The 15,596-nt window shown below is 33.7% G+C and carries 7 protein-coding genes and 1 pseudogene; 6 read left to right on the plus strand and 2 right to left on the minus strand.

Annotation, left to right across the window (positions count from 1 at the left end; all coding sequences use genetic code 11):
- Together BAQ46_RS22960 and BAQ46_RS22970 are read right to left on the minus strand one after the other, a co-directional pair.
- On the minus strand, positions 1-5,735 hold a 5,735-nt coding region (locus BAQ46_RS22960), incomplete at its 3' end, for a beta strand repeat-containing protein (RefSeq protein WP_116777261.1).
- A gap of 477 nt (positions 5,736-6,212) precedes the next feature.
- Positions 6,213-6,743 (minus strand): cysteine hydrolase family protein, encoded by a 531-nt coding sequence (locus BAQ46_RS22970; protein WP_000589748.1) that lies wholly within the window; start codon positions 6,741-6,743, stop codon positions 6,213-6,215.
- A 2,414-nt stretch (positions 6,744-9,157) separates the two neighbouring features.
- Here BAQ46_RS22970 and BAQ46_RS22975 point away from each other — a divergent pair.
- The 6 genes and pseudogenes from BAQ46_RS22975 to BAQ46_RS31160 all read left to right on the plus strand — a co-directional run bounded on the left by BAQ46_RS22975 (position 9,158) and on the right by BAQ46_RS31160 (position 15,526).
- Positions 9,158-9,973, plus strand: a complete 816-nt coding sequence (locus tag BAQ46_RS22975) for a C39 family peptidase (protein WP_071742862.1) — start codon at positions 9,158-9,160, stop codon at positions 9,971-9,973.
- A 28-nt stretch (positions 9,974-10,001) separates the two neighbouring features.
- On the plus strand, positions 10,002-10,682 hold the full coding sequence (locus BAQ46_RS22980) for a response regulator transcription factor (RefSeq protein WP_000756751.1): 681 nt from the start codon (positions 10,002-10,004) through the stop codon (positions 10,680-10,682).
- Positions 10,682-12,423 (plus strand): annotated as a pseudogene (locus BAQ46_RS22985) (sensor histidine kinase). The gene BAQ46_RS22980 and the pseudogene BAQ46_RS22985 overlap by 1 nt, the downstream one beginning before the upstream one ends.
- Before the next feature lie 1,084 nt (positions 12,424-13,507).
- Entirely contained in the window at positions 13,508-13,810 is a 303-nt protein-coding gene (locus BAQ46_RS22990) for a hypothetical protein (RefSeq protein ID WP_000263523.1), read from the plus strand.
- A gap of 13 nt (positions 13,811-13,823) precedes the next feature.
- Positions 13,824-14,834, plus strand: a complete 1,011-nt coding sequence (locus tag BAQ46_RS22995) for a zinc-ribbon domain-containing protein (protein ID WP_000609152.1) — start codon at positions 13,824-13,826, stop codon at positions 14,832-14,834.
- A gap of 482 nt (positions 14,835-15,316) precedes the next feature.
- Entirely contained in the window at positions 15,317-15,526 is a 210-nt protein-coding gene (locus tag BAQ46_RS31160; RefSeq protein WP_001021329.1) for a hypothetical protein, read from the plus strand.
- Positions 15,527-15,596 lie beyond the last annotated feature (70 nt).

Below are 15,596 nucleotides of genomic sequence, written 5' to 3' on the forward strand. Positions count from 1 at the left end.
GTAGGATCAACAATGATCGAGTATGTCGTGCTAGACTGGTTCAAAGTTGGATTTGTAACTGGTATTGAGCCAACGATAGCTTGAAAGCTAATGGTTGTCGTTCCTCCAACTGGAATTGAGTCTAAAGAAATCCCGCTATCTGGTCTAAATCCAAGTTGTGGGATGGTATTAATTTGTACGCTATCAGGAACGAATGAAAGTTCAGGTGGTAATATATCGATAAAAACAGGTGTGTTTGCGGTAGTATTTCCGCTATTGGTGAGGGTAGTTGTATACGTAATTGTATCTCCAACAGCAGCAAATGCACTGCTTGCAGTTTTTGTTGCGATAACGGAAGCAGTATTTACTTGTGTAAAAGTTTTATTAGATTGAACTGTTCGTGAAACTGGCGGTTCATTTATACCTACAATAAAGCTATATTGAAGCGATGATTGGTTTGGGATTGGATTCGGATTTGGGAGTGATGTAATGTTTACTTGAAAACTGAGTGTAGCAGATGCATTTGCATTCAAGTTGCCAATATTGATACCATTTTGTGGATTTGCATTAGGAATAGTTGTTCCATTTACCGTAAAACTGTTTGGAATAAATGATGTACCATTTGGAATTACATCTGTAAAAATAACATTGTTTGCGGTAGTATTACCGGAATTAGTAATGATAGCAGTGAAAGTCAGTGTATCTCCAATAGTAGCAAATGTTGAATTGACAGTTTTATTTATAGAAAGAGTTGCATCAATAATTGGCGTAACCGTCGTATTCGTAACTGTACTACCAACAGCGGGTGATTGGTTTGGATTCACGGTATATTCATAATTTACAAGAGCATTATTTGTTAATGTCCCACTAGGTGGTATCGCTAAAATTTGTGCTTGAAAAGTAATGAATATAGTATCTCCTGGCGAAATATCTGCCAAGTGAACACCAAGTGAAGGATCTAATCCTGGTTGTGGAACATTATTGATAGTTACGGAGTTTTGGATAAATGAAGCTCCTGCGCCAAGCCCATCTGTTAAAACAGTTGCACTAGCAGGGATATTACCTGTATTTGTTACTGCAATCGTATAGGTAACGATATCACCAATTGCAGCTGTCGGTGTATTCACAGACTTAGTAGCGACAATAGTAGCGTTATTAATTTGAATTGTTATTACGTTACTTAACGTATTGGTGGATACTGGCGGTAAGTTAGGATCTACGACATACTGGTACGTTGTATTGCTTTGGTTCGGGATTGGATTCGGGTTCGGGATAGAATTTACTTGTACTTGAAATGAGATTGTCGTATTTGCATTCGGATTTATTGGATCAATTGCAATTCCGCTCGCTGGATTGACATTAGGGAGTGTATTCCCGTTTACAGTAACACTATTAGGAATAAACGATGTCCCGTTTGGAATGACATCTGTAAATATTACATTTGATGCAAGTGTGTTCCCGTTATTCGTTAAAGTAGTCGTGTAGGTAATAATATCATTTACGTTAGCAAACTGTTTATCTGCCGATTTAGTAGCGGCAATTGAGGCGTTATTAATAGTTGTCTGTACAGTGTTAGAAGCAACCATCTGCATCACAGCTGGTTTGGATGGATCATACGTATATTGGAATGTTGTGGCTGATTGATTGGTAATTGGGTTTACAGCAGGGATAGTTGGTACAAAAACTTGGAATGCAACGGTGCGTGATGAACTCGCTCCTATCGTACCAATTGAAATGCCGGTAGCAGGGTTTGCATTTGCTATAGGGACACCGTTAATCGTTACAGTATTAGGAAGGAAGATGGTACCAGCTGGAATGATATCTGTAAACGTTACGTTAGAAGCAGGGATATTGCCGTTATTTGTTAAAATTGTTGCATACGTTATGACAGCGCCAACATCAGCGAAATTTGTACTTGTTAGTTTTGTGGCAACAATATTAGCAGTATTAATTTGCGTCGTTACTATATTGCTAGTAGCGTTTCTGACAACGGCAGGTAAACTTGGATCTGCGATAAAGCTATATTGAAGTGCAGCGCTATTTTGAACTGGATTTGGTGAAGGTAAACTATTTGCACTAATTTGGAAAACAATTGTTGTAATGCCACCAGCTGGAATCGTACCAACTTGAAGGCCGGCACTTGGATCTGCACCTAGCTGTAAAGCACCGCCTATAAAAATACTATTTGGTACGAGAGTCGTACCAGGAGGTAGTATATCAGTAACGACTACATTATTTGCTGGAGTATTTCCAGTGTTAGCTAAAGCAATGGTATATGTGATCGGTTGCCCAACATCTGCAATTGTTACATCTACCTGTTTGACAATCACTACATTTGCTAAGTTGATTTGTGTACTTACAGTATTACTCAAAGATGTTTCTATAGTTGGTGGATCGCCCGGATTTAGAATAAAGCTATACTGTGTACTAGATGAATTTAATGTTGGGTTTTGTGCTGGTAAAGAGGTGACGGTTACTTGATAAGAGACATTAAGTGAGCCATTAGCAGCAATGGAAGGTAGTGGAACACCTATATTTGGATCTGCGTTATTTTGAAGTACACCATTAATAAGAAAAGTATTTGGAATAAAGGTAGTACCGTCTGGATTCGTATCTACGAAAGTAGGGCTATCAGCAGAAACACTTCCTGCATTCGTCAAAGTAACAGTATAAGTTAATATATCCCCTACGGTAGCGAACGCTCGATCCACTGTTTTGGCTGAAATGACATTTGCATCGTTTACTTGAGTAAATGTAGTGGTTGAAGTAGTGTTCTTACTTACAGGTGAAGTGTTTGGATCAACGATAAAGTTATAGGAGATGGAAGCGCTATTTGAAATAGGGTTTGGATTTGGAATGCTAGTTATTACTAGTTGGAATGAAGCTGTAATTGTAGTATTAGCATTGATGCTACCAATATTGATGCTAGCTGGTGTAACGCCTGGCTGAGTAACACTGTTAACTATAACGCTGTTTGGGACAAAAGCGGTTCCATTCGCAATTGAATCAGATAGTAATACATTGTTCGCTGCAACATTTCCATCGTTAGTAAGGGCAAAGGTGTAAGTTAATACATCACCAACTTCCGCAAACGTTTTATCTACAGATTTATTAGCATGGAGATTTGCTAGTCTAATTGTTGATGTAACAGAATTAGAATTTGCTGTTTTTGAAGTCGGTGGCAAACTTGGATTTACAGTATATAGATAAGAAGCGAAGGCGTTATTAATGATAGGATTTTGGGTCGTAATATTGATGACTGTTACTTGAAAGGATAAGGTGAAAGTAGCTCCTCCGGGTATTGTACCAATAGGTACGGAAACGAGAGAATCTACATTTTGTAAAACACCGTTGAGTGTTACCGAACCTGGTGTTAATATCGTTCCATTTGGAAGTGAATCTGTTAGCTGTACGTTAGTTGCAGCTGTATTTCCACTGTTTGTAATAAGGATTGTATAACTTATCGTTTCGCCAATTGTGGCAAATTGTTTGTTAGTTGATTTTGTTAATGTTACATTCGCATTATTAATTTGAGTGGAAACGAGATTAGAAGAAATGTTTTTTGTAACTGGTGATTGGCTAGGGTTGACGGTATATTGATAAGAAGCGCTTGATCCATTAGATACGACGTTTGACGCGGGTATTGTATTTACTACTACTTGAAATGAAACATTTTTTGTTGTACCAGTTGGGATGGATCCAATGTTCACACCGTTAGCGGGATTTGCGCCCACTTGTGTCGTGCCATCAATTGTTAAACTGTTTACAACAAAAGTTGTTCCAGTAGGAATGACATCTGTAAAAATAACATTGTTCGCATTCGTATTACCTGTACCTGTAAAGGAAACGGTGTACGTTAGTGTATCACCAATATCTGCAAAATTTTTATCTACTGCTTTCGTCATTGTTACAGTAGCATTATTCACTTGAGTGGAGACAATATTCGTCGTATCAGTCCCGCTTACTGCCGGTTGATTTGGCACAGGAATGTATTGATAAGTTGTTGTACCACTATTTAATATTGGATTTGTTTGCGGGATAGAAGGAACGAATACTTGAAATGAAACCGTAGTCGTAGAATTAGCAGCAATAGATCCAATTGATATACCAGTAGCGGGATTTGCGCCAGCTTGGATAACTCCGTTCACAGTTACGCTCCCTGGAATGAAAGTAGTCCCGCTAGGAATCAGGTCCGTATATATAACATTTGTTGCAGAGATATTTCCTATATTAGCTAAGGCAATACTGTAAGTTAGCGTTTCACCAATATCGGTAAAAAGTTTATTAACTGATTTTGTGCCATTAATATCTGCGAGGTTAACTTGTGTTCCAGCAGAGTTGCTTGTTGCAAGACCGTTAAAGGTCGTTCCACCGGCGATTGGTGTATATTGAAATGTAATATTAGCAGTGTTAGAAATCGGATTTGGATTTGGCAGAGAAACGACAGTCGCTTGGAAAGTTACTGTACGAGAAGCACCATTATTAATTGTTCCAAGAGATATACCAGCGGCAGGATTTGCATTTGTTTGTGGTATGTTATCTACCGTTACAGTGCCAGGTATAAAGGAAGTCCCATTAGGGAGAATGTCTGTCAAAATAACGTTATTGGCGGGAAGAAGTCCGGTATTAGGGATAGTAACTGTATAAGTGAGAATGTCTCCAATTGTAGCTACACTTTTATTCACGCTTTTCGTTGCTTGTATATTAGGTGAGTTTATATTAATTTGTAAGCCGACTGTATTTAACATGTATGCATCTCCGTTAGTTGTTAAACGGATTGCGGCAGATACTTGAGAATTTGTTAAATAGGGAGAAATATCAATGGAAGTAATGTCCCAGCCTTGTCTTCCTGCAGAGATGTTTGTACCTGAAGAAGCACTTTGATTTCGCGTTCCAAATGTCCCTGTTGTATCTAAGTTTCCTGCAGCATTATTAATTTGGGAACCGAAGAAATTATTTATGGCATTATTTGGTCCGGATAAAGCGTTTAATGAACTGAAATTTGGTCCGAATAGAGCCTGATCCCCAATTAAATCAGCATCCCCTTCGGTAGAACTCAAAAATAATCGTCCGCTTACAGGTCCCCCTGAAGGTGTTAAAAATCCTGAAACAGCTACATCTGCACTACCGGTATCAGCAGAAACACGGTTACCCGCTACATAAATGGTTAAGTTTCTTGCTGGCAATGTCCCATTTTGATAAGCGACAATGAGCGTCCATCCAGAAGAATTGATAGCCCCATTAGAAGCATCTAAAGGATCAACAAGTCCAGGGACAGAGCCAGTTGTATAAGAGCCAGATCCAGCAGCTTGAACGAGAGATGTTACATCTGCAGATCGTGTATAGAATCCAAATGTGACAGATCCAGAAACGAAAGTTTGATTTGAAGCTGTAACAGCCGAAGGGTTAATTGAGTATGTTGAAACAGGTGTTGTAAAAGAAACAGGGTTTCCTAATACACTCGTAATGTTTTGATCACGAGATAAATAGTTTCCACCCCAAACGAGTTCTGCGTAAAGAATCGTACTACCAGCAGGGATATTTAATACAGCGGTAGAACTATTTTGTGTATAGTTTAACGTTGTACCAGCAGGAAAAGTAGGTACTTGTAAAGCGGTATTCGTAGTTACGAATGCACCAATTGCCCCGATTGTACCAGCACGGTTTTGGTTACTAATTTTACTTAAACCTAGTGTGTTCCCTGTAATCGCAAGTGCCCCGTTAGTAGTGGTAGAAAATCGATTCGTAATGGGCATTTTTTCACCTCATTTGCATATAGTTTTGGTCAAAATACGATATGCATATAAACAATCAAAAGGAACATGTATAATTGAACTATAAATTCCTTCCTTAATCATTGGAAGGAATTTAATAGTAACAAGGACTATTTTTAAATCAGTTAATATTAACATTAAAGGAAACTCCAGGGACACAAACATTGATTTATAAAACTGCATTTGTTCCTCTATTTTGTTTATTTTGACTTTTGGATAGCACCACATGCCCATCAACTTAAGAATTTAGAATTACCCCAAAATAAAAAAAATAAGCTTTTTGTTACTTAATAACGGTGTGTCTGTAGCCCTAAAAGGGGCATTTAATTATTAGAATATAATTATTACATTATCGCATACAGTAAAACATATATTTAATAATAGGAAACAGGATTAATACCTTAGCTAAATTTAAATGATTCGTACTATATCTATCAAGAAAAACCTATTCAAGATTAATTAAAATTCAATTATCTGAGCTTTTTTCAAATCAGCAAACCATTCACCTATTATATCGTTATGATGCTTAATAATTTGGGATGCCGATAATAATGTAGTGTCATATGTACTATGCCCATCTTCAACAAGAGTAACATCATACCCTAAGCTATATGCACGTCGACACGTCGCATCTATACATATTTCAGACTGAACGCCTGTAATCACAATGTGTTCGATGTCCCTTTTATTCAATTCTTGTTGAAGACTTGTTTCATGAAATGAATCAGGGTGGTTTTTTTCAAGAACGATATCTTCAGATAGTGGAGCTACAGATTCATGAATTGCCCATTCCGGATTTCCATGCTCTAATAAAGATCCTGTTTTCCCATTAAACTTCATGTAAAAAATAGGCGCTTGGACAGTACGAGCTTTATGGATTAACAATTGAATGTTTTTTAATAATTCAATTCCTTTATATAGCATTCTTTCTTCTTTAAATGAACCCACTTGTACATCTATAATAAGCAATGCTGCATAGCCTTTTATCATAAACGACCACCTCACATTTTGATTAAAATCATACAAGTAAAATATGTATAAAATAAGTATCCATTTTTAAAGCATCCAAAATGGATAGAGAATATAAATATGTGGAATCATGAATTTTTTTATCTTCAAGCTAGAAATGAATACATTAATAAAGTTTGTATTGCTTAATGTAGCCTAGAGGTGTTTGAATGTAGTGAATTTCGCACGTACAGTGTTAAGTGGCGCAAAAGATGGAGATAACTTCAAAGTCTTACCTATCGCAACGATGGGGATGAAGAATGACCATAAATAGAACCTGTTGTTTATAACAGGTTCTAATCAGAGTTATAGGCTCAATTACAGGAACTACAGATCTACTGGGGGGTAGTGTAATTCCTGATTAAAATTAAGATATGTTAAAAAATTTTAAATATGATTAATCAAATGATAACTAAACAAAATCGTTATTTTAAAGTGACTCAAAAAAGAGCACAGATATAAATGTGCTCTTAGAGAGGTAGGTTAAGTATCCTATTGGCCATTGTTCAAAGTTAATATATGTACGTTTAACTAAAAAGTGAAAAATAAAAACAGGATAGTTAGAAAAAAGCTAACTGTTTCATTGCAACTTGTAAAAAAGAATGTGGGAGGTTCAAAAAAGAAACTATATATAATTATACAAGTAAAACAGAATTGTACAGCATGAAAAGGAGCACTACATAAGTGAGTGCTCATCGATAAGGAGGTAACTTTTTTAGCTAAACACCCTTCTTAAAGAATATGCTGGAAAAGTGGGAAATAAAACTAAAATATAGTAACTAATGATGTTATGAATAACAATTTATAGGGAGAGGTTTAATGTTGTTATTATTTAAATAATAAAGCAGCTAGCTCAATGAACTAACTGCTTTATTGTCCAACAATAACGATACCCACAATACGTTGTAACTTAAAGTTACAACTATAGTATAAACGGAATTAAAAATATTATGTAAAATTAAAAGTGAGCTAAATAAGGAAACTAAAAAGAGCACTAGGTACAAGTGCTCTTTAAAAGAAGACCCTATGAGTTAATAGCTACATATCCGTAATATATGATGACAAACAAGTTAATATAAAAGAGCATTCAGCAGAAAACTAACTGCTCATTCCTAGAAGAAAAGGAAAAACAAAATTAAAGAAGTCACTGTGAATTCAAGCTGCATCAGCCCATCTATAGCATTGGACATAATGAATAGAAACAATAAGGTCATTAAAACTCACTTATAAAAACGTAAAGGAGGCACTGCTTAAATTGTAGTATCTCCTTTTAAAAAAGTTAAGTTCAGCTTTACTTCTGAAATCAAAACAGATAATAAAGTTGTTTATTTCCTTGTGAAACTAAAGCTACCATATAGTTGAATAATATAAATTGTTTTATTCGAATATATAGTTTTACCATTGACTTTCCGTCCTTATCCAATAACGGAGTAAATTCCCCTGCATATCCACTCAACTAAATAAATGATGAATTCCTATTTCTTTATCTACCATTATTACTCGTGAACACATAATTTAGAATTTTATTCGGAAAAACTCAAAAAGGCAGCTAGAAAAAACTAACTGCTCTAGTAAATACTATGAATACAATGTTTATTCGTATTCAAACTTGGATTACCTATATTGTTAACATGCCCTAAAAATTTATTCAATAAAAGAGCAGTTAGCCCAGTCTAACTGCTCGATGCAGAGGTATTGTATGCCGAGTTATTGATTTTATTCAAGGAATAAAGAAATTGTATTTATTTGAAAAATATAGTTGAAGAATTTTATAGAGAAAATGTAGCAAATTCTATATTACAAGAGATACAAGGTGTAGCTCCAATAGAAGACAGAAGTACGAAGACCTAAACAACTTTCTGAACCAAATTTTAGTAAGGCTTCAACTAATTTAACTGCATTTGAAACAAAACTAAATAGTAAAACCTAATTAAATGTGAAATTCAACTAAAATTTAATTCTACATAAATAACAAAAGATATTCATGAAAATGGATACTTTCTCTTCTAAAAAGTATCTATTTTATGTCCATGTACAAGTGTAGAAAGACATAAAAGTCTAAACTAAAATCTCACAAATAATTGTTGATAAATAGTAATTACCATATAGCAATAGGATTTGTAAATAATAATCAAACCACATACCTAAAATCTCGAAGATTATACTTTAATGAAAAGAATTCGAGGACTTTTTGCAAAGTACGAAAAATTAGAACGTGAACTTAAAGAAGTTAAATATTGCTTGTTGAAAGCAATATTTGTAGCACATAAGATTAATACGTAAAGCAATTATCTTTATATAATCTTGATATGAATTTTACTTTGTCTTTCTATAAATATGATTTTATCTAAATATAAATAAATTACACTCTCCTTATAAAGCATCGAGGAGAGATAATGATGAATCCATTTAGAAAAACAACCCTGTTTGTATTTACACTATCAGTATTAAATACAAACATTGGTATGTCACATGGTGATATTCCTATATTTACTAAAATACAACCTGCAATACCACAAGAGGAGAATGCAAAATCAGAAGTAGAATATATGAGAAATGAATCAGTAGAATCAGAAAAGGTACTTGAAAAAGAAAATAGGCCCATAGAGCAAGAAAAAGTGATAGTAAGGCCATTGGATGTGCCGCTGATTCTACAAAAACCAGAATTGATGAGAGGTTGTGAAGTAACGAGCCTTGCTATGGTGTTGCAATTTTCAGGTGTACAAGTCGATAAGATGGAACTCGCTGCAAAGATAAAGTCTGTACCATTTCAGGGAAAGGGTATAAAGGGGAATATGCACAAAGGGTTTATTGGGGATATAGCTACATTTGATAAACCTGGACTAGGTGTTTATGTAGAGCCGATTTTAGAATTGGCAAAGGAGTATGTTTCAGAAGAGAAAGTGAAGGATCTAAGTCACAAAGAACCTCAGCAAATATATGAGGCGATAGACAGAGGGCAACCTGTATGGGTATTAACAAATGCCCGTTTTAAACGGTTACCTAATGATGAATTTTATACATGGCGTACAGATGCAGGAGAAATGAAAGTAACATATCACCAGCATAGTGTCGTTGTGACCGATTATGATGAACAATATGTATATATTAACGATCCACTAAAGAAGGACAAACACAGAGCAATTGATCGGAATAGTTTTGAACAAGCCTGGATTCAAATGGGAAGACAAGCGATGACAGTTTCAATGTAAAACGAACGTAGATTGGATGAGAATAGAGATGAAAAAGGTTTTAATAGTTGAAGATGAACAGATTATCCGAGAGACTGTAGCCCATTATTTCTCGCATGATGGATATGAAGTAATTACAGCGGAAGATGGTCAAATTGGGCTAGATTTGTTTGCTGAACAAGAGCATAATATCAGTTTAGTTATTTTGGATATTATGCTCCCATTAATGGATGGATGGTCAGTGTGTAGACGTATTCGAAAGAATTCTAATGTTCCTATTATCCTATTAACGGCACGAAGTGATGAAGATGATACGTTACTTGGATTTGAACTTGGGGCAGACGATTATGTAACAAAACCATTTAAACCGTCTATTTTATTAGCGAGAGCAAAACGTTTGTTCAAAGATACAAATCAACAAGTACAATATCAGGACTGTATTAATTTATGTGGTATTCGCTTAGATAAATCAGCACGTTCTGTTTCAATAGATGGACAAAAAATAGATTTTACACATACAGAATATGAAATTTTACACTCTTTAATGCAACACAAGGAACAAGTACTAACAAGAGAGCAGTTAATCACAAATATTTGGGGATACGATTATGATGGAGATGATAAAACACTAACTGCACATATGCGTAATGTACGATTAAAACTTGGTGAGAAAGCAAAACACATTATTACAGTTGTTCGTACGGGTTATAAATTTGAGGTAGAAAAATGATGAGAAAGAAGATTGTGTTTCAGTTATTTTCTCTTACCTTTTTACTATGTTGCATGATTATCGCAGCTATCTTTTTCGGACAAATGTATGTGATGAAATACTTATATATAGATAAAGAAAAAGAAAATGTTCAGAAGCAATTACAACGGTACTATACATTTTATGAAGCTCATAAACAGGATGAAAATACACTCCAGAGGAAGGAACTCTCGTATGCTAATCAGCAGGGTATTATGATTGCTAGGCTCGATAAAGAAGCCAATATCAAGAAATTACCATCAGGAGATTATTATATAAAAACAGTTGATAAAAATGATTCGAGTCGATCCTCTAAGGTTGTGTTTAATAATTTAATCAATGCAAAGAAAGATATGGATCCTAATTTCAGTATATTAATTACAAGTTTACTCAATAAAACGACTAAACTAGCTATCATGGATACAGTAAGTAAAAGATCGAATAAAGACATAGTGATTCCTACAACATTGAGAATAAAAGGTTATGATGGAAATTTTGTTGCACCTACTTATTATCAGATTGATAAATATATGATGTCTGGTGCTAAAAATGGTATGAAGGTTTTTTCAAAAGAAGAAAGTGAGAAATATTATTTCTTAGAGGGAATTGTAACAGAGATAAAGTGAAATTACAAGGAGACGAATGGGTTCAGAATGAAATCAGTATAGATGGAATCAAGTATCTAGAAACGATAAAACCACTCATGCAAAATGGACAAGTAAATGAATTCATTTATACATTGTCTTCGTTACAACCGATTACAAAAGTGACAGATGTAATGAGTGATTATTATATATATATTATAGCATTTGTGCTGATTCTATCGCTGGTTGTATGTTTATATTATTCAAGAATTATTACCAAACCATTACTAAAAATTAATGAAGCAACGAAAAAAATAATGAAATTTCAATTTCAAGATAAGCTTTCTATCAAATCAAAAAATGAAATTGGTGAGCTTTCCTCTAATATTAATCAACTCTCAGAAAGAATGGAAGGATATATCAATCAGTTAAAAACAGACTTAGAAAAAGAGAAAAAATTAGAACAGACACGAAAAGATTTCATTGCAGGCGTTTCGCATGAATTAAAAACGCCACTCAGTGTCATGCAAATATCTGCATCTATGCTGCAAGATGGAATCGCGCCTGAAATGAATCAATATTATTGGGAAGCATTAGAAAAAGAAATAGAGAAAATGAATGTGTTAATAGATGAAATGTTGAATTTGGCTAAATATGAATCCGGAACGTACCAAATACAGATGGAGCAGGTTAATATAGGGAATTTAATTCAAAAGGCAGCAAAAGATTTACAAGTTCAAATTAAAGAAAAATCACTACACATCAAATTAAATATAGATAATGTTTGTGTTAAAGGTAAAACACATCTGTTAGAACAGGTCATAACAAACTTGTTTACCAACGCGATTCGCTATACAGATGCGAATCGAACCATTGTGATAGATGTAAACGAGAAACAACATGACGTATATATAGGGTTTGAAAATAAAGGGGCACATATAGCAGAAGAAAACATAGATAAAATATGGGATCAATTCTATAGAGTGGATAAATCAAGAAAAAGAGTATATGGTGGAACGGGTCTTGGACTTTCAATTGTAAAAAATATATTAGATTTACATAATGTAAAGTACGGTGTAACTAATACAAAAGATGGGGTATTGTTCTACTTCCATTTAGAAAAATGGGATACAAAGTAGTAAGATGTAACATTGATATTATAGATTTTACTGTGGTGTTAAAGGCGATTTACATTCATATAAATTATTTTTAAAAAGGTGCGGAGTCAACTGAAATGTACCCTTTAAAATGGACAGTTTAATAAAAAAAAACTGAAAAATCAAGCCCTGAAAAGATGATTCCGATATTCAATCGGAATCATCTTTTTTAATGTTCACTGATAACGATTATAATTATACCCCTCCATCTATTAATGGTATCTTTAGTAAAGTTGAAGAATATGTAGGCTAAAGCGTCCATAGCGTTGCTTTTTTTGGTTATATAAGGGTAATATCATATAGGAGTAGAAGCCATGCATATTTGCACCAGAACCGGTTAAAATTAAGGTGGTTCAGTTAGAGAAAGGAACTTTATGGTATCATTTTAGCGAGTTTATTTATATTAAACTATATAAATAAGAAGTTGCATAAAGGTAAGTAAATATTATAATTGATTTTGAACCATTTAATCCAACAATAAATGACATAGCGATCAAACTTACTATGGTACTTTTTATACCGTTATTCTTAGCCTTGCTTATCAAAGTCATACTTATGAAATTTATGAGAGAATCGATTGCTGGCAGACTAGCATATCTATCTTGTCTATTTTTTATGTACTATGTATTTAAATTTGTTACAGAGTAGAAAGACATCTTAGGATGTCTTTTCTTTATAAATAACAGTAATGTAGTATTTAAGCCTATACGTTCACACAAGATTACATGTATTTAGTTCTGTATATCAATAAAATTTTGGAACTTGATTTTCTTATCCAATCAAGTTTCAAAAATGAAACTCTAAACTAAAAACTTATAAAGAATCTTTGATAAATAGCCATTATTATAAATTTTGTAGGTACTTTCATGTCTTAATAACAGGACATGAAAGTCTAAAACTTTTGAACATAGGACAAAAAACTCTAAACTACTTAGCCAGTAATATCTTTAACTTATTTTATTATAATAGATGAAAATAATGATAAAATTATACCTTTTTCCTAATTGCACGTGTGAATATTCTGATACAATAGAATTAAATAAATTTAAAGTTAGGGTGAAACGTAATGTGGGATAGTCATTTCCATGGTACTCCAAGTAAAGTGATAGTTGAAGAGATTTCTTCGGAAAACAATAGTGATAAAACTTTTAAAGTTGGACAAATATATTCACATCCATTATATGTTTATAAGCTAGAAATTTCTAAAATTGAAGCGTATAAAGGTGAAAGTTATAGTTATAGAAATGCTTCTATATTTGTAAAGCCTTGCTTTTTTAATAGGGAAAATGAAATTGTTAAATTAGATGAGTATGAGATGACTACAGAAGAATTGAACGCAGACAAATGGTGGATTGAATCAGAAAAGTAGAGGTGAGAATACTATGATTAATTTACTTATAAATACAGGTCTTTCTAAAAAGCTGTTAAGTGAATGGCATCCTATCAAGAATGGTCACTTGAATCCTGAAGATATTACATATGGAAGTTACGAATATATTTGGTGGGAGTGCTCTGAGGGACATGTTTGGGGATCAACTCCTAATGATAGGCTGAAAGTTGAAGATGAGCTTTGTCCAAAGTGTATGAAGAAAAAGCAGCAGCTAGATAAATTAAACAATGTTAATAAAATAGAAGCTAAATCACTTAGATGTATTGATCCAGATTTATCTAAGCAATGGAATTTCAAAAGAAATGCAGATGTAACACCTGATAATGAGATGATTGATGAAGAGAATTGGAATGTTAGATGGTGGATATGTGGTAAGGGTCATGAGTGGAAGGAGTCTGTTAGAAGTAGACTTCATGATAAAACTGTGTGTCCATACTGTTCAAATAAGAAAGTTTGCAAAGACAACTCATTAGCAACAATGTATCCAGAGATAGCAAAGGAGTTTTGTATCTTTGACACATGTTATCGGCAGAAATTCCGAAATCCATATGAGGCAATTTATACTTCAAATGAAGAAGTAATGTGGGTTTGTAAAGAAGGTCATATGTGGAGAGAAAAAATAAATTTAAGAGTGAAAAATGGTAAGGGATGTAGAACTTGTGAAAAGTATCAACAGTCAATTGCTCTTCATAACCCAGAAATAGCAAAAGAATGGCATCCTACAAAGAATAAAGAAGTATATGGTGTAACAACACCAGAGGAGACATCTACCAGATGTAACGAAAGAGCATGGTGGATTTGTGGTAAGTGTGGACATGAATATAAAGCAATGGTCAAAGCTAGACATGAAGGGGCTGCAAAATGTCCGTCATGTTATCCTCCAGAACCAAGGGTAAGAAAAAAGAAAAGAGAAGCTTTATTTCAAACTTATAATAAGATGGAAGATAATAGGGTTATCTTTGAGAAGAATTTAAGAGGAAAATTTAAAGATAGTGAAGGATAGCTTGAAATCTTTTTTCAAATTTGTGCTGGGAAGCTAAAAAACTAAAAAAGTGTCCTTTTTGCTTTTTTAGTTTTTTACATTTTATTTTGTGGAAATGAATTTAAATAAAAGCACCTATAAATCTCTAAGGTGCTTATTTTACTATATCTAGACCTTGCTATTTTGTGTAGCAAGGTCTTTTATTATATGTTCTATTTATAAAGTGAATTTAGTACGATAGAACATTTTCAATACTCCTAGAAATCATAGCAGTGCTTTTTTGTTATAAAGGATAATATTATATAGGAGTAGAAGCCATGCATATGACAAAAAAGAACAATTTCGGTAGGAATCCTGATTGTTCCCTGAAATGCGTCTTATATTTGCAAAAGAACCGGTTAAAATTAAGATTGTTCAGTTGGAGGAAGGAACCTTATGGTATCTTTTTAGCGAGTTTATTTGTATAATTTTATTATTTAAATAGAACGATAAGAGAAAGGTAAGTGAATATTATAATTAATTTCGAACCATTTAACCCAATAATGAATGACATAGCGATCAAACTTGCTATGGTACTATTTATACCGTTATTCTTAGCATTGCTTGTCAAAGTCATACTTATGAAATTTATGAGAGAATCCGTTGCTGGCAGGCTAGCCTATCTATCTTGTCTATTTTTTATGTACTATGTATTTAAATTTGTTACAGAATAGATAGGCATCTTAGGATGCCTTTTTTATAAATAAAAGTAACGTAGTATTTAAACATATACGTTCACACAAG

Source organism: Bacillus paranthracis (assembly GCF_001883995.1).
GTDB lineage: Bacteria > Bacillota > Bacilli > Bacillales > Bacillaceae_G > Bacillus_A > Bacillus_A paranthracis.

Coding starts and splice junctions, on each gene's coding strand:
- BAQ46_RS22970 (WP_000589748.1), bottom strand. CDS start 6,743: ATGATAAAAGGCTATGCAGCATTGCTTATTATAGATGTACAAGTGGGT.
- BAQ46_RS22975 (WP_071742862.1), top strand. CDS start 9,158: ATGATGAATCCATTTAGAAAAACAACCCTGTTTGTATTTACACTATCA.
- BAQ46_RS22980 (WP_000756751.1), top strand. CDS start 10,002: ATGAAAAAGGTTTTAATAGTTGAAGATGAACAGATTATCCGAGAGACT.
- BAQ46_RS22990 (WP_000263523.1), top strand. CDS start 13,508: ATGTGGGATAGTCATTTCCATGGTACTCCAAGTAAAGTGATAGTTGAA.
- BAQ46_RS22995 (WP_000609152.1), top strand. CDS start 13,824: ATGATTAATTTACTTATAAATACAGGTCTTTCTAAAAAGCTGTTAAGT.